13 protein-coding genes and 1 pseudogene are annotated in these 15,307 nt (G+C 72.4%); 1 reads left to right on the top strand and 13 read right to left on the bottom strand.

The genetic code is table 11. The features are described from left to right. Nucleotides 1–7 precede the first annotated feature (7 nt). From QNO09_RS22720 to QNO09_RS22670, 11 genes and pseudogenes are all read right to left on the bottom strand, one after another. Nucleotides 8–1,528: a glycoside hydrolase family 43 protein gene (locus tag QNO09_RS22720; protein ID WP_283972079.1), complete on the bottom strand. Its 1,521-nt coding sequence runs from the start codon at nucleotides 1,526–1,528 to the stop codon at nucleotides 8–10. Next, a complete protein-coding gene (locus QNO09_RS22715; protein WP_283972078.1) occupies nucleotides 1,525–2,367 on the bottom strand; it encodes a DUF6807 domain-containing protein in 843 nt (280 codons plus the stop codon). The genes QNO09_RS22720 and QNO09_RS22715 overlap by 4 nt, the downstream gene beginning before the upstream one ends. Further along, entirely contained in the window at nucleotides 2,364–3,521 is a 1,158-nt protein-coding gene (locus tag QNO09_RS22710) for a Gfo/Idh/MocA family protein (protein WP_283972077.1), read from the bottom strand. The genes QNO09_RS22715 and QNO09_RS22710 overlap by 4 nt, the downstream gene beginning before the upstream one ends. Continuing rightward, on the bottom strand, nucleotides 3,518–4,807 hold the full coding sequence (locus QNO09_RS22705) for a pectate lyase family protein (protein ID WP_283972076.1): 1,290 nt from the start codon (nucleotides 4,805–4,807) through the stop codon (nucleotides 3,518–3,520). Before QNO09_RS22705 ends, QNO09_RS22710 begins: the two co-directional genes overlap by 4 nt. After that, on the bottom strand, nucleotides 4,804–5,703 hold the full coding sequence (locus tag QNO09_RS22700; protein WP_283972075.1) for a carbohydrate ABC transporter permease: 900 nt from the start codon (nucleotides 5,701–5,703) through the stop codon (nucleotides 4,804–4,806). The genes QNO09_RS22705 and QNO09_RS22700 overlap by 4 nt, the downstream gene beginning before the upstream one ends. Continuing rightward, nucleotides 5,700–6,635 carry a carbohydrate ABC transporter permease gene (locus QNO09_RS22695; RefSeq protein ID WP_283972074.1) on the bottom strand — a complete coding sequence of 312 codons (936 nt, stop codon included), beginning with the start codon at nucleotides 6,633–6,635 and terminating at the stop codon, nucleotides 5,700–5,702. The genes QNO09_RS22700 and QNO09_RS22695 overlap by 4 nt, the downstream gene beginning before the upstream one ends. 113 nt (nucleotides 6,636–6,748) lie before the next feature. Continuing rightward, nucleotides 6,749–8,482 carry an L-arabinonate dehydratase gene (araD, locus tag QNO09_RS22690; RefSeq protein ID WP_283972073.1) on the bottom strand — a complete coding sequence of 578 codons (1,734 nt, stop codon included), beginning with the start codon at nucleotides 8,480–8,482 and terminating at the stop codon, nucleotides 6,749–6,751. Then, nucleotides 8,479–9,390, bottom strand: a complete 912-nt coding sequence (locus QNO09_RS22685; protein WP_283972072.1) for a dihydrodipicolinate synthase family protein — start codon at nucleotides 9,388–9,390, stop codon at nucleotides 8,479–8,481. Before QNO09_RS22685 ends, araD begins: the two co-directional genes overlap by 4 nt. Continuing rightward, nucleotides 9,387–10,046, bottom strand: a complete 660-nt coding sequence (locus QNO09_RS22680; RefSeq protein WP_283972184.1) for a GntR family transcriptional regulator — start codon at nucleotides 10,044–10,046, stop codon at nucleotides 9,387–9,389. The genes QNO09_RS22685 and QNO09_RS22680 overlap by 4 nt, the downstream gene beginning before the upstream one ends. 156 nt (nucleotides 10,047–10,202) lie before the next feature. Continuing rightward, nucleotides 10,203–10,968: pseudogene (locus QNO09_RS22675) on the bottom strand (MBL fold metallo-hydrolase); the annotation flags it as partial. A gap of 104 nt (nucleotides 10,969–11,072) precedes the next feature. Beyond that, nucleotides 11,073–11,681, bottom strand: a complete 609-nt coding sequence (locus QNO09_RS22670; RefSeq protein ID WP_283972071.1) for a TIGR03086 family metal-binding protein — start codon at nucleotides 11,679–11,681, stop codon at nucleotides 11,073–11,075. Between the two features lie 130 nt (nucleotides 11,682–11,811). Between QNO09_RS22670 and QNO09_RS22665 the strand changes: the two genes are divergently transcribed. Beyond that, complete coding sequence (locus QNO09_RS22665; RefSeq protein ID WP_283972070.1) at nucleotides 11,812–13,050, top strand: MFS transporter; 1,239 nt, start codon at nucleotides 11,812–11,814, stop codon at nucleotides 13,048–13,050. Here the strand turns inward: QNO09_RS22665 and QNO09_RS22660 are convergent. Both QNO09_RS22660 and QNO09_RS22655 read right to left on the bottom strand, forming a co-directional pair. Further along, on the bottom strand, nucleotides 12,987–14,150 hold the full coding sequence (locus QNO09_RS22660; RefSeq protein WP_283972069.1) for a hypothetical protein: 1,164 nt from the start codon (nucleotides 14,148–14,150) through the stop codon (nucleotides 12,987–12,989). The two genes, QNO09_RS22665 and QNO09_RS22660, sit on opposite strands and share 64 nt — an antisense overlap. Then, on the bottom strand, nucleotides 14,147–15,088 hold the full coding sequence (locus QNO09_RS22655; RefSeq protein ID WP_283972068.1) for a 5-dehydro-4-deoxyglucarate dehydratase: 942 nt from the start codon (nucleotides 15,086–15,088) through the stop codon (nucleotides 14,147–14,149). Before QNO09_RS22655 ends, QNO09_RS22660 begins: the two co-directional genes overlap by 4 nt. Nucleotides 15,089–15,307: the final 219 nt, after the last annotated feature.

Genomic DNA, 15,307 nt, shown 5'->3' with positions numbered 1-15,307 from the left:
TGACGAGTTACAGGGGGCTGATCCGGAACTGCGTGAAGGTGGCCGCGCCGGCGTGTCCGGAGCCGGCGGGCGCGAGGGCGAACAGGCCGAGCAGGGCACCGACCCAGCGCCACGGGGTGGCGGCGAAGACCTGGCCGGAGGGACGGAAGCCGTCCCCGACGTCGCAGGAGAAGCGGCAGCGCGCCCCGGCGCCGACCTCGACGCGCAGCCGGGCCCGGCCCTCGGGCGCCTCCCGGGGATGCGCGGCGTCCCGCTCCTGCTCCGCGACCGCCTCGGCGAACCGGTGCACCACATGTACGGTCCCGTCCGCGCCGCGCTGGAGCCCGATCCAGCCGAACGCGTCGCCGAGGACCGCGAGTCCGGCCCGCGCGCCCGGTTCCTCGCTGTTGAGACACAGGTCCACCTCGACCACGCGGGGCGTGCCGGGCAACCGTTGGGTGAGCACGTTCGGCAGCCGGCGCAGGTCGTGCGCGTCGGCCGAGCGGACGCAGGTCAGCCGGAGTCCGTCGCCGGAGTGCTGGGGGGCCCAGCCGTCCTGGGGGTTGGCGGTCCACTGCCACTGGCGGCCGAAGCGTCCGCCGGGGAAGTCGTCGTCGGTGGCGGGCGCGGCGGGCGGCTGCGGTGGCAGGCGGGGCCGCTGGTGCACGGCCACGGGGGCGCCCTCGTGGCCGAGCACGGGCCAGCCGTCCGCGCCCCAGCGCATCGGCTGGAGGTGCACGACCCGGCCGTAGGCGCCGCGCTGCTGGAAGTGCAGGAACCAGTCCTCGCCGGAGGGGGTGCGCACCCAGCCGCCCTGGTGGGGGCCGTTGACGTCGGTGTTCTTCTGCTCCAGGACGATCCTCTCCTCGTACGGCCCGAAGAAGCCGCGCGAGCGGAGGGCGCCCTGCCAGCCGGTCTCCACTCCCCCGGCGGGCGCCAGGATCCAGAACCAGCCGTCGTGCCGGTAGAGCTTGGGCCCTTCGAGGGTGAACCAGCCGGGGATGCGGTCGCCGTCGACGATCACCTTGCCCTCGTCGAGGAGTTCGGTGCCGTCGGGGCTCATGCGGTGGCCGGTGAGGCGGTTCTTGACGCCGGAGCGGGACTTGGCCCAGGCGTGCACGAGGTACGCCTCGCCGGTCTCGTCGTCCCACAGGGGGCACGGGTCGATCAGGCCCCGGCCCGACTTGACCAGGTGCGGGCGGGTCCACGGGCCCCGCACCGCCGGGGCGTTGACCTGGAAGATGCCCTGGTCGGGGTCGCCCCAGAAGATCCAGAAGCGGTCGTCGTGATACCTCAACGAGGGTGCCCAGACGCCGCAGTCGTGACGCGGTGCCCGGAACTCGCCCGCCGGTTCCAGGCGTTCGAGGGCGTGGCCGACCAGGGTCCAGTTGACCAGGTCGCGGGAGTGCAGCAGCGGCAGGCCGGGGACGCGGCCGAAGCTGGAGGCGGTCAGGTAGAAGTCGTCGCCGACGCGCACGACGTCCGGATCGGACCAGTCGGCGTCGAGGATGGGGTTGCGGTACGTGACGTCGGTCTGCTCGGCGCTCACGGGCTCACCGCCTTGCGGACGAGGGACGCGGCCGCGTCCCGGTCGAGGCGGCCGTCGGCGACGACGGTGACGACACGGCGTACGACGGTGTCACCGGGCGGGATCGGCAGCCGTTCGTCGTGCGCGAGGGACGAGCCCACGCCCGGGTACTCCCCGGTGCGTACGAACCACGGGTCCCGCCGGGTCTGTCCGGTGGCCCCGGCGAAGACCAGCGTCCAGGTGGAGCCGGCCAGGGCGAGCCAGTCGGCACGCCGTCCGTGGACCCCGGCCTCGCCCTCGGTGTCGGCGGTGAAGACGTCCGGGGCCCCGGATTCCTTGCGGGCCCGCCAGAAGAAGCCGCCGTAGGCCGCGCCCGGGCGCCCGTTGGTGGCGGGGCTGCCGATGGACAGCGGGCCCGGGGTGACGTTGGTGAGGGAGAAGGTGAGGTCCAGCGCCCAGGCGTGGTCGGTGAGTTCGGTGGCCGCGACCGTGCGGCGTTCACGCAGCAGCTCGCCCGGGGCGGCCACCCAGCGCAGCTCCTCCACGAAGCCGTCGGGGTCGCGCAGCTGGAAGGCGCAGTGCCGCTGGGTGCCGTGGTTGTCCAGCTCGGTCGGGCCCTGGTCGCGGACGAAGGTGCGCCCGCCCCAGAAGTTGTACCCCTCGACGTCGGGAACGGCGACACCGACGCCGAGGTGGTGTGCGTGGTCGGCCGGGCCGAGCTCGGTCACGGCCGTGCCGGCCAGGGTGGTGACGGGGTGCAGGTACGGGCGCGGGGACAGGCGCGCGGGGAGCTCGGGCCGCGTGACGTACCGGCCGACCGGCCGGCCCGCGACATGCAGGACCGCGGTGTCGGTGGTCATCGGGTGCTCACCTCTTTCCGGCGGGCGGGCGGGAGCACCCAAGGAGCACCCAGCTCGGAGTACAGGGAGAGGGTGTCGGCGGCGGCCGCCACCAGTCCGTCGATGCCGGGCACGACCCTGCGGTTCTCGCCGGGGATCCGGTGCCAGGCGGTGTCGGGCAGCGGGGCCGGGTCGGGGGCCTGCCGGATCGCCTCCACGACCTTCATGAAGGCGCCGGTCGCGTCCGGGGTGACCAGCAGGCCGGCCCCGGTGGTGAGGTGCGCCACGAGGTTCTCCAGCAGGTCGGTGCGGCCGTACTCGTACTCCTGCGGGCCGTGGTCCGCGCGCTGGAGCAGCACCCGGTCCTGCTTGTACCAGAAGGTGATCCGGCCGCTGCTGCCGTGCACCAGGACGTACGGCTCGTCGGCCCGTTCGGCGCACAGGGTCGCGGCGACGGTGACCGGGTGTCCCTGCGCGGTGGTGACGCGGACGCAGGAGGTGTCGTCGGACTCGATGGCGTTGGCCCGCAGCAGTTCGGTCTCGATGGCGGTGACGTCCTCGGCGCGGGTGCTGCCGCCGAGGGCCAGGGCCGTGGCGACGGCGTGCGCGAGGGGGTTGGTCAGCGCTCCGTCGATCACGTCGGCGCCGTTCATCCGTCGCTTGCCCGCCCAGGGCGCCCGGCGGAAGTAGGCCTCGTCGCGCACCCAGGCACCGGCTCCGCCGAGCCCGACGAGTTGGCCGACGGCGCCCTGGGCGATCAGTTCGCGGATGGCGGGCAGGGCGTGCGAGCCCAGCGACTGGAACCCGATCTGGCAGGCGACACCGGCCTCGGCGACGCCGTCGGCCATGCGGCGGTACTCGGCGTAGGAGGGCGCGGGCGGCTTCTCCAGGAGGATGTGGACGCCGTTGCGCGCGGCCGTCAGCGCGAGGTCGGTGTGCGTCGGGATCGGCGTGCAGATCACCGCGATCCGGGCGCCGGTGGACTCCAGCAGCGCGCCGAAGTCGGCCGACTGCTCGGGGAGTTCGCCGCCGAACTCGTCCTCGGTCAGCGGGGTCGGCTCGCAGATGCCGGCCAGCCGGACCAGTCCCGCGCGGCCGAGCCGGCGGATGTTCTCCAGGTGCCAGCGGCCGTGGCCGCGGGCGCCGGCGAGGACGACGGGCAGGGGTGTGCTCATGGGTTACTCCCCGCTCCCGCGCCGCGGGCCACCACTCGGTCGGCCGTCCGGGCGCTGTCGATCTTCGTGTGCAGGGTCGGTGTCCAGCCCACGTCGGCGGTCAGGTCGCGCTCACTGCCCGAGTTGTAGGCGTTGTGGATCGCGAGCAGGTCGACCGGATAGCCGTTGAAGAGGGTGCCGCTCTGGTGCAGGGCGCTGCCGTTCCAGCTCTTGACCAGGTCGGCCGCCTCGACATGGCCGGGCGTGGTGAAGGCGTTGTTCTCGGCGTAGAGGGCGGACTCGGTGCCCACGCCGAGGGAGTAGCGGTAGGGCGCGCCGTCGGGGACGACGTACCGGTTGTTGTAGAGGTGCACCTGGCCGAAGCGGACCCGCGGGGCGCGCTGGACGACCGATGTGAACTCGTTGTGGTGCAGGGTGACCCGGAGCTTGCCCCGGTCGCTCGTGGCCGAGTCGCTGTTGCCGATGAGCATGGCCTTGTCGTGGCCGGTGAAGCGGCTCCAGGAGACGGTGACCAGGTCGGAGCCGTTGGTGATGTCCAGCAGGCCGTCGTGGCGCAGGTAGTTGCGGCCGAAGTGGGTGGGTTCCTTCTCGTCCGGGTGCCCCTGGTCGGAGAGCGTGACGTGGTCGATCCAGACGTGCGTGGCGCCGCGCAACCAGATGTTGTCGTAGGCGGTCTTCCAGTCGCCGAGGCCGCCGGTGTTGGGCTGCCAGACGGGGAAGCAGTCGTAGGCGTCGCGCAGGTCGAGGTTGCGGATGATCACGTTGTCCGCGTCCTTGACCTGGAGGCTCGCGCCCTTGAGCACCGCGCGGGAGCCCAGTCCGACGATCGTGGTGTTGGAGCCGACGGGCAGCACGATCCGCTCGGCCTGCCGGGCCGCCGACGCCTGGCGGGCCTCCTCCTGCGGGCCGCTGGGCTTGGCCGGGCCCCAGGTGCGGGGGTCGTAGGCGGCGAGGTACTTCTTCAGGCCGTAGCCGTCGGTGGCGTAGTCGGCGCAGTCCAGGCGGTCGCCGTCGTCGTCGGTGTTGGCGTCGACGGTCCCGGCGATCTTGATGATCTTCGGGGTGTCGCTACCGCCGTCGAGGGCGCGGACCAGCCCGGCGCGGTCGGTCACGGTGTGGACGTGGGCGTCGTCGGCCGCGGCGCCTCCGGTGGTGCCGCCCGCGGCCGCCGCCCAGCCGTCGTGCGCGGGCAGGGTGTCGCGGCCGATGTCCCGGGCCTCGGCGTGCGCGGGGACGCACAGCAGCCCCAGCAGGCCGGCGGCCACGGCGAGGTGACGTGCTCTCATCCCTTCACCGCCCCCGCGCTGAACCCGGTGATCAGCCACTTCTGGATGAAGGCGAACACGAGCACCACGGGCACGGCCGCGATGATGCCGCCGGCGGCGAGGGCGCCGAGGTCGACGCTGTCCGCGCCCATCAGGGTGTTGAGGCCGACCGGGATGGTCTGCTTGTGCTGGTTGTTGAGGAACATCAGGGCGAACAGGAAGTGGTTCCAGGAGTGCACGAAGGCGAAGGAACCGACGGCGATCAGGCCGGGCCGCAGCAGCGGCAGGACGACGATCCGGAAGGCCTTGAACCGGTTGCAGCCGTCGACCCAGGCGGCCTCCTCCAGGGAGTACGGCACGTTCTTGATGAAGTTGCTGATCAGGATCATCGACAGCGGGAGCTGGAAGACGGTCTCGGCGATGATGACGCTGCCCAGCGAGTTGATCATCTGCAGCTCGGCGAAGATCTCGAACAGCGGGACCAGCAGCAGCGCGCCCGGGACGAACTGGGAGCACAGCAGGGCCAGCATGAAGAGCTGCTTGACCTTGAAGTCGAACCGGGCGAGGGCGTAGCCCCCGGCCAGCGCGACCAGGGTCGTCATCACCAGCGTGGCGACGCCGACGAGCACGCTGTTCTGGAAGTAGACGCCGAAGCTGCGCTCCGTCCACACCTTCTCGAAGTGGTCGAAGGTCATCGGCCAGGGCACCAGCGAGGTGGAACCGGCCGGGCGCAGCGAGAACAGCAGGATCCAGTAGAACGGGATCAGCGTGAAGACGAGGTAGATGCCCAGGGGCAGGTAGATCTGCCAGCGGGGCGCCTCGTCCCAGGCGCGGCGGGACGTGCTCGCCGGCCGCGGCGGTTCGGGGGTGGCGGGTGCGGGGGCGGGCGCGGCCTTGGTGGCCACCTTGGTGCTCACTTGTTCTCGCCTCCGAACTTGCTCATCCGCAGATAGACGACCGAGCAGAAGAGCAGGATCACGAACGCGACCGTGGTCAGGGCCGACGCGTAGCCGAAGTTGTGGGACTCGACGCTGGTGCTGGCGACGTAGAGCGGCAGGGTCGTGGTGACGCCCGCGGGTCCGCCGCCGGTCAGCGTGTAGAGCAGGTCGACGTTGTTGAACTCCCAGACCGCGCGCAGCAGCGTGGACAGGATGATGGCGTCCTTCAGATGGGGCAGCGTGATGTGCCAGAACTGCTTGAACCGGCTGGCCCCGTCGACCTCGGCGGCCTCGTAGAGGTCCTTCGAGACGGACTGCAGGTCGGCGAGGATCAGGATCGCGAAGAACGGCACACCGCGCCACAGGTCGGCGACGACGGCGGCCGGGAACACGGTCGAGGTGTCGGACAGCCAGCTGGTGCCGTAGGAGCCGATGCCCATGTCGGCGAGGTAACGGGTGATGCCCGTCTGGGAGTTGTAGAGCAGCACCCAGATCGCGGAGGTCAGTACGCCGGAGACGGCCCACGGGGAGAAGACCATGGCGCGTCCCAGGCCCCGGCCGACGAAGGTCTGGTTGACGATGAGGGCCAGCGCCAGGCCGAACATCAGCTGCAGGCCCACTTCGACGAAGACCCACTTGGCGCTGAAGACGAGACTGTCCCAGAACAGCGGGTCGTCGGTGAAGATACGGACGAAGTTGTCGAAACCCGCGAATCCGTTCCGCCACGGCTTGGTGGGGTTGTAGTTCTGCAGGCTGTAGTAGAAGACGCTGATGACCGGGTAGGCGATGAAGCCCAGCATGAGCAGGGCGGCCGGTGCGATCAGCAGGTAGGGAAGCCTGCGCGGGGTGGCGGAGGCACGGCGCCGCCTCGGTGGCGCGGGCGGTTTCGCCACGGCTGCGGCTTGGGCCATGACTGTTCTCCGTTCTCAGTACGTCGTGGTACGTCATGCGGGCGCGGTAAGCGCTTTCCCGCTGTGCGGGGTTCGTGCCGGGTCGTGCTGAGGTACCTGGGCGGTGCGGTGGTTCAGCCCGCGTACGGGTCCCGCACCGTGCCCGGGCGAGCCAGGAACTCGAAGTCGCAGCCGGTGTCGGCCTGCGTGATCTGCTCGTCGTAGAGCGCGCCGTATCCGCGCTCGTAGCGGGTGGGCGGGGGCGTCCAGTCCGCCCTGCGCCGGTCCAGCTCCTCGTCGTCCACATGGAGATGGAGGGTGCGGGCCGCGACATCGAGGGTGATGGAGTCGCCGGTGCGCACGAGGGCGAGCGGTCCGCCCACATGCGACTCGGGAGCGACGTGCAGCACACAGGTGCCGTAACTCGTGCCGCTCATCCGGGCGTCGGAAATGCGGACCATGTCCCGGACGCCCTGCTTGAGCAGGTAGTCGGGCAGGGGCAGCATGCCGTACTCGGGCATGCCCGGGCCGCCCTTGGGGCCGGCGCCCCGCAGCACGAGCACGTGGTCGGGGGTGATGCCGAGCGCCGGGTCGTTGATGGTGCGCTGCATCGTCCTGTAGTCGTCGAAGACGACGGCGGGTCCGGTGTGCTTGAGCAGGTGCTGCTCGGCGGAGATGTGCTTGATGACGGCGCCGTCCGGGCAGAGGTTGCCGCGCAGCACCGCGACCCCACCCTCGGCGGCGACCGGGTTGTCCCGGGTCCGGATGACGTCGTCGTTGTGCACCTGGGCGCCGGCGAGCTGCTCCCGCAGCGTGTCGTACGAGACGGTCGGGCGGTCGAGGTGGAGCAGGTCCGTGATCCGGGAGAGGAACCCGGGCAGGCCGCCCGCGAAGTGGAAGTCCTCCATCAGGTACGTCTGTCCGCCGGGCCGTACGTTGGCCAGCACCGGCACCGTGCGGGCGATGCGGTCGAAGTCGTCGAGGGTGAGCCGGACGCCCGCGCGGCCGGCCATGGCGATCAGGTGGATCACGGCGTTGGTGGAGCCGCCGAGTCCGAGCACGGTCGTCACGGCGTCGTGGAAGGCCTCGGCGGTGAGGATGTCGCTCGGCTTGCGGTCCTTGTGGACCAGTTCGACGATCGTCATGCCCGCCCTGGCGGCCATCCGGTCGTGCCCGGAGTCGACGGCCGGGATGCTGGAGGCGCCCGGGACCGTGACACCGAGCGCCTCGGCGGCGGCGGTCAGCGTGGAGGCCGTGCCCATCGTCATGCAGTGGCCGGGCGAGCGGGCGAGGCCGCTCTCCAGCTCCTGCATCTCGCAGTCGCCGATGACCCCGGCCCGCTTGTCGTCCCAGTACTTCCACATGTCGGTACCGGAGCCGAGGGTCTCGCCCCGCCAGTGGCCCGGCAGCATCGGCCCGGCCGGCACGAACACCGCCGGCAGGTCCGCGCTCGCCGCGCCCATGAGCAGGGCGGGCGTCGACTTGTCGCAGCCGCCCATCAGCACGGCCCCGTCGACCGGGTACGACCGCAGCAGCTCCTCCGTCTCCATGGCGAGCAGGTTGCGGTAGAGCATGGGGGTCGGCTTCTGGAAGGTCTCACTCAGGGTCGAGACCGGGAACTCCAGCGGGAAACCGCCCGCCTGCCAGACACCGCGCTTGACCGCCTGGGCGCGGTCCCTGAGGTGCACATGGCAGGGATTGATGTCCGACCAGGTGTTGAGGATCGCGATGACCGGCTTGCCGAGGTGCTCCTCGGGCAGGTAGCCGAGCTGGCGGGTGCGGGCACGGTGACTGAAGGTACGCAACCCCTCGGTGCCGTACCACTGGTGGCTGCGCAGGTCCTCCGGACGCTTCTTCGGTGTGCTCATATCGACCACCCCGCGGCGATCGCGGCGACCGCGGCGCGCTCGTCCTCCCCGAGGGTGCGGCTCGGCGGGCGGACCTCGCGGCGGCACAGCCCGAGGGAGGCGAGGGCCTCCTTGACGACGGTGACGTTGTTCGCGGAACCGTTGGCCGCGCGCAGTTCCTCGAAGCGGCGGATCTGCTCCCACACCTTCATGGCGGCCGGGTAGTCGCCGGAGCGCAGCGCCTCCAGCATGTTCAGGGAGACGGCCGGGGCCACGTTCACCAGTCCCGAGGTGAAGCCGGTGGCACCGGCGGAGAAGTAGGAGGGCGCGTACGGCTCGGCGAGCCCGGCCACCCACACGAACCGCTCGAGACCCGCGTCCCGGGCGAACCCGGCGAACCCGGCCGCGTCCGGGACGGCGTACTTCACGCCGATGACGTTCGGGCAGACGTCGGCGAGTTCGGCCAGCCGGGCGCCCGAGAGCTGCGCGTTGCGGATGTACGGGACGACGCCCAGCTCGGGCACGGCCTCGGCGACGGCCCGGTGGTAGTCGACCCAGCCCGCCTGGGAGACGTACGGGTGGACGGGCTGGTGGACCATCACCATCTGGGCGCCGAGGTCCCGGGCGTGCCGCGCGGAGGCGACGGCGGTCGGGACGTCGTGCCCGACGCCGACGAGGATCGCGGCCCGCGTTCCGGCCTCGTCGACGGTCAGTTCGGTGACGAGCCGGCGCTCCTCGGGAGTGAGGGCATAGAACTCGCCGGTGTTGCCGTTGGGGGTGAGGGTCGTGATGCCGCCGTCGAGCAGACGGCGCAGCAGAGCCCGGTAGGTGCCCTGCTCGACGGAGCCGTCCTCGGCGAACGGGGTCACCGGGATCGCCACCACGTCGGCCAGGGCCGCCCGCTGGGTCTCGAACGCCACGCTGCTCATTGCTGACCTTCCTGTTCCCGTGCCGCCTGGGGGAAGGCGCGCTGCACGAAGGAGGCGATGTGGACGTGCAGGGCACGCGCCGCGCCGTCGGCGTCGCCGTCGAGGGCGAGCCGCAGGATCTCCCGGTGCTCGCCGGCCTCCCGCTCCCAGGAGGGTGAGGCGGCCCAGGCGACGGCCGAGACGAGGGCGGCCTGGTCACGCACCTCGTCGAGCATTCGGCCGAGCAGCGGGTTGCCGCACGGCAGGTACAGGGCACGGTGGAACTCCCGGTTGGCCAGGGAGCGTTCGGCGGTGTCGGTGGCGACGTCGGCCCGGGTCAGGGCGTCCCGAGCGGCGTCCAGGGAGGCACCGCGCCGCACGGCCCGCTTCAGAGCCTCGGGCTCCAGCAGCAGCCGCACGTCGTAGACCTCGCGCGCCATGTCCGCGTCCACCATGCGCACCGTGACGCCCTTGTACTGGTTCATCACGACCAGCCCGGTCCCGGCGAGGGTCTTGAGCGCCTCCCGCACGGGGGTCTTGGACACCCCGAACTGCGCGGCGAGCTCGGTCTCGACGAGCGCCTGCCCGGGCGTCAACTGCCCGGTGAGGATGCGGTGTTTGATCCCCTCCAGCACGTACTGCGTGCGGGAGGGGATCGGCGTGGGCACAGAGGTCATGCGCGCCTCTCGGATCTCGCGTCTCGGTGGATCGCGTATCGGATCTCGCGTATCGCGTCTCATATATGACGTACGAAGTACGACGCGATGACGGTAGGAGGGCGCGTGTGTTTCGTCAATGCTTTCGACGAAGAAGCCGTGGTGCCGCTCCACGCCCCTGGTGGCACCGGGATGGGCGGTGTCGGTGGGGCCGCCGAAGGCGACGGCGGCGCGTGCGGTCGCGGCCTCGGGGGTGACCGTGGGACCGACGTGCGTGACGAGCAACTCCCGTACCCCCGCCCGGCGGGCGACGGCACCGGCGCCCTCGGGAGTGAGATGCACCTGTTCGCCTTCGCGATGCGTGTCGATGTCCGCCCTCGCACAGGAACAGGTCGGAGTCGCGGGCGAGTTCGTCCGGGGCGGGGCAGGGGCCGCTGTCACCGGAGTAGGCGAGGACCCGCCCGCCGGCCTCGGCCCGCAGCCCGTACGACTCGGCGTCGTGGGTGACGGCGTGTGCGGTGAGGGCGAGGCCGCCGTGCCGGGCCACGTGGCCGTCGTGCAAGGTCCGGAAGGCCAGGACGCCGTCCGGGAAACCGGCGGCGGGCCGTCCGAAGAACCCGGCGAGACGCTGAACGCACCCGGCCGGGGCGTACACCGGCACGGGCGCGGCCGGGGTGAGCCCGTCGTACTCGAGGCCGTACACCGCGGACAGCAGATCGGAGCAGTGGTCGGCGTGCAGGTGCGAGATCCATACGGCGGTGAGGTGTGCCGGATCGGTGTGCCGCTGCAACTCCGCGAAGGTCCCCGGCCCGGCGTCCACCCACACCTCTGTCCCGCCGCCGCGCAGCAGGTAGCCGGAGCAGGGACGGTGGGGCCGCGGATGCGGAGAAGCCGTCCCGAGGACGGTCAGGGGTGAGGGACATGGCGAGAGGCTGTGCACCACCCGCCCCGGGCACCTCCGGTTTCACCCGGGCAGCCGGAACGCCGGGGTGCCGCATCACACCCCCCGCCTCGCCGCAGGCCCGGGATCGCGGCAGTCCGGCCCGGCTACGGCGTGCGTGTCCACCCCGGGTCCCGGCCGCTCAGTCCGACCGCCCGGTCCAGCAGGGACGCGTCCGCGTCGACGGTGACGACCGGGCCGAAGATGGCGCCGCGCCCGGGGTCGTCGACGGACGCGGCGAGGAAGTCGTGGCAGACCCGGAGTGCGGCCGGGTCGGGGTGGTACGACTGGCCGGTGGCGCGGGCCAGGTCCCAGCCGTGAATGACCAGTTCGTCGGTGGCGACGAGGCCGGCGATCTCGCCGGGAAGGTCGACGCCTCCGGCCCGGGTCATGCCGGTCCAGGCGGCCGGGTCGCGCCAGGCCTCGGCCAGTTCGGCGAGGACCTTGGGCAGGTCCTCACGCCAGCCGGGCGCGATGTCCGGCAGCGCGGAGTCCGGGCTGGTGTCGGTCGTGGCGCCGAGGTCCTTGCGGGCCGCGTCACGGAAGGCGGTGGTCAGTCCCACCAGATGGCCGAGCAGGTGGCGCACCTCGTACTTCGGGCAGGGCGTCGGGTCGGCCGGCTGATCGTCGGTGACGCCGGCGACGAGCCGGGCCAGGACCTCCGTCTGGGGTCCGAGGTCGAGGGGCGTACCGGTCGTCCCGGTGGTGTCGGTCATGGGTGCTCCTCCGGAGTGTGGTCTCGGGAGGTAGACCGACCCCGGGCGGGAAAGTCATCGCTCGTCCGGGCCTTTTCCGGGGAATCTGCCCGATCCGCCGCCCGGGGTCTCAGCCGCACGGTGGTCAGGCATGACGACCAAGACGATCCGGCCCCTCGTGCGCGTCCTGCGCGACCGCGACGCCGGGCTGTACCTGTGCGGCGTGGTGGTCTCCGGCTTCGGCACGTCGGCCCTGTGGCTGGCGTCCGGAGTGTGGGTCAAGGACCTGACCGGCTCGGACGGCCTGGCCGCGCTGTGCGTGCTCGCCCTGTGGCTGCCGGCCCTCGCCGGACCACTGCTGGGCACGCTCGCCGACCGGGTCCGCCGCAAGCCCCTGCTGATCGGGGGGAACCTGCTCCTGGCCACCCTGCTGCTCACCCTCGTGGGGGTCGACACCCCGGGCGACCTGTGGCTGCTGTACGCGGTGCTGTTCGTATACGGGGCGGTGGGCGTCGTCCACGACGCGGCCGGGTCGGCGCTGGTGGCGACGGCGGTCGACCCGGCCCTGCTGGGCGACTTCAACGGCCTGCGCATGACCGCCACGGAGAGTATGAAACTCCTGGCCCCACTGGCGGGCGCGGGCCTCTGCGCGGCGTACGGCGGCGCGAGTGTCGCCCTCCTGGACGCGGCGACGTTCGTGCTGGCCACGGCCCTGTACGCGGCCGTGCGCGTACGGGAGGACGAGCCCGCGCCGCCCACCGGACGCCCTCGGCGGCGGGCCGCCGAGGGCGTCCGGCACCTGTGGGCACACCCCGTGCTGCGCCCCCTGGTCCTGGCGGGCGGCACCGCCATGCTCTGCGCCGGCCTGAACGGGGCGATGGTGTACGCCGTCGTCGACGCCCTCGGGCACTCCCCCGCGTACACCGGCGTGCTGTACGCCGTGCAGGGCACCGGTTCGGTCGCGGTCGGCCTGCTCTCCGGCTCCGCCCTGCGCCACCTGGGCGCTCGGCGTTTCGCGGCGTGGGGGATCGCCCTGCTGGCCGTCGCCGTGGCCCTGCGGGCGGTGCCGTCCGACCCGGTCGCGCTGGTGTGCGGCGCGGCGATCGGCATGGGGCTGCCCGCCGTGCTGATCGCCGCGCTGACCTCCGTGCAGCACGAGACGCCGGGTGCGCTGCTGGGCCGGGTCACGGCCACCGCCCACACCCTGGTGTACGCACCGAACGTGGTGGGGCTGGCCGCCGGGGCGGCCCTGGTCGAGCTGGTGAGCCACCGGCTGGTGCTGGTGGCCCTGGGCGCGGCCCTGCTGGTGACGGCGGCCGCGCTGTGTCAGAGGCCGGCGAGGGCGGAGCGGACCGCCTCCAGGTCGTCGTCGGACGCCAACCCCGCGTGATAGAGCCGCAGTTCGGTGGCGCCGAGTTCCCGTGCCCCGGCCGCGTCGGCGGCGAGGGTGCCCGGGTTGCCGCCCATCCCCGAGACGACGGTGAAGTTGGCCGCGATGACGGCGCCCCGGCGGTCCTGCCGTGCGAACGGTGTCAGCGTGCCGGTGCCGCCCGCACAGGGCACGACCACACCGTCCGCGACGGACAGGATGTGCGCCGGGTCGACCCCGGGATTGGCGCCGACGTGGTACGATACCGGATCCGCGTGCAGCAGCACCTGGAAGCCCTCGGGTGCCGCCGCGCGGACCGCCGCGACGGCCTGCTCCTGGAGGGTGCGGGCGGTGTCGTCGCGGTACGCGCGCGTGATGTTCGCGAGGGTGTCACCGAGGAGCTTCTCGACGCCCGTCCAGCCTCCGTCGGAGCCGGCACCCTGCCAGACCGGCTCCAGAGCGGTCCGTACGGCGGCCGCCAGTTCGTCGGCGTCCAGGCCGTGCCGGCCGTAGCCCTCCCGGCAGGACGGGCAGAAGCACAGCCCCATCAGGTATTGCCCGGCGTCCCCGAGGCCGATGCCGCCGGTCTTGTCGTGGGCGTGCAGATGCTGCAGTCCGTACCAGCCGAGGGACTCCAGTTCGGTGCCGCGCGCCCCGGGCCGGACCGCCGCCTCGGCCGCCAGGTCGGTCAGGTACGCGCGGGTGGCGGGCTGCGCGATGCACGGCGCCCAGGGGTAGCGGTCGCCGTAGGCGTTGACGACCGAGGTGTCCGGGTGTTCGGCGCCGAGGCGGGAGTTGTGCGCCAGGACGACCCAGGTGTGCACCCGCAGACCGGCCTCGGTGAGCGCGCCGGCGGCCTCGCCGAAGGCGTCGCCGGGGGCCCAGGCGCCGGCCGCGTAGGGGCGCAGCTCGCGCCCGGCCCAGCGGTCGTCCGCCGGGTACAGCACGGCGGCGTGCTCTGCGGTGACGATGCGGTGGCGCGGGTGGCGGGGCGTGAGGGCGCGCGTGGAGTGGTAGGCGGCGGCGAGCGTCACCTGCCGCACGCCGAGCGCGGCGATGCGCGCGGGTGCCTCCGGGTCCCCGTTGACGTCCCAGGGGTAGACGAACGCCGACGCCTTCACTTGGTCTCCTCCAGCAGCGCGTAGCCCCGCTCGATCAGTTCGGCGAGCTGCTTGACATGATCCCCGGCCGGCTCGTGCAGCGGGGGCCGCACCTCCCCGACGTCGAGGCCGCGCAGCCGTACCCCGGCCTTGACCAGCGCGACGGCGTATCCGCGGCCTTGGGCGCGCAGTTCGACGAACGGACCGTAGAAGCCGTCCAGCAGTCTGCGCACGGTGGTGTCGTCACCGGTGCCGAGGGCCCGGTGGAAGGCGAGGGCGATCTCCGGCGCGAAGCAGAAGACGGCGGACGAGTAGAGCGTCACACCGAGGGCGCGGTAGGCGAGCTGGGTCTGTTCGGCGGTCGGCAGGCCGTTGAAGTAGAGGAAGTCGCCAGAGGTTGCGGTGCGGACGGCGCTGACGACGCGCTGCATGAGGTCGAGATCGCCGAGCCCGTCCTTGAGGCCGATGATCCCGTCCGTGCGGGCGAGTCCGACGACCGTCTCCGGGGTGAACACGGCGTTGTCGCGCTGGTAGACGATGACCGGCAGGGGGGTCGCGGCGGCCACCTCCCGGTAGTGCCGCAGCAGCCCCTCCTGCCCGGCGACGACGAGGTAGGGCGGCATGGCGAGCAGGCCGTCCGCGCCGGCGGCCTCGGCGAGGCGGGCGTAGCGCACGGCGAGCGCGGTGCCGTACCCGGCGCCCGCGACGACCGGCACGCGACCGTCGGCGGCCTCGACGGCGGCCCGTACGCAGGCCTCGAACTCCTCGGGCGTCAGTGCGTGGAACTCACCGGTGCCGCAGCAGGCGAACACGGCGGCGGCCCCGGCCTCCACCCCGCGGCGGACGTGCGCGCGGTAGGTGTCGAGGTCCACGGAGCCGTCGGGTGCGAAGGCGGTGACCGGGAAGAACAGCGGTCCGCTGGGGATGGCGAGTCGAGCGGCGAGAGGGGCTGACGTCACGAGCTCTCCCGGTTCCATATTCATGATTGGCGTCTATATTTCTGAACCAGTCCACGCTAAGGCGCCGCCGCGGGGCCGGTCAAGCGCGCCCACCCGCGACGCACCTGCGAATTCCCCTCTCCACGACCTACTTGACGGGCTCCGCCCCTGATCCTTAGCGTGTCCATGCATATGAATGCCGTGCGCTCATATGCATGGTCGGCGATCAAGGAGATCCGA

The sequence above is a fragment of the Streptomyces sp. 378 genome (genome assembly GCF_030124145.1).
GTDB lineage: Bacteria > Actinomycetota > Actinomycetes > Streptomycetales > Streptomycetaceae > Streptomyces.
Note: the sequence above shows the minus strand (reverse complement) of the source record. Positions and strands in the feature narration are given on the sequence as shown.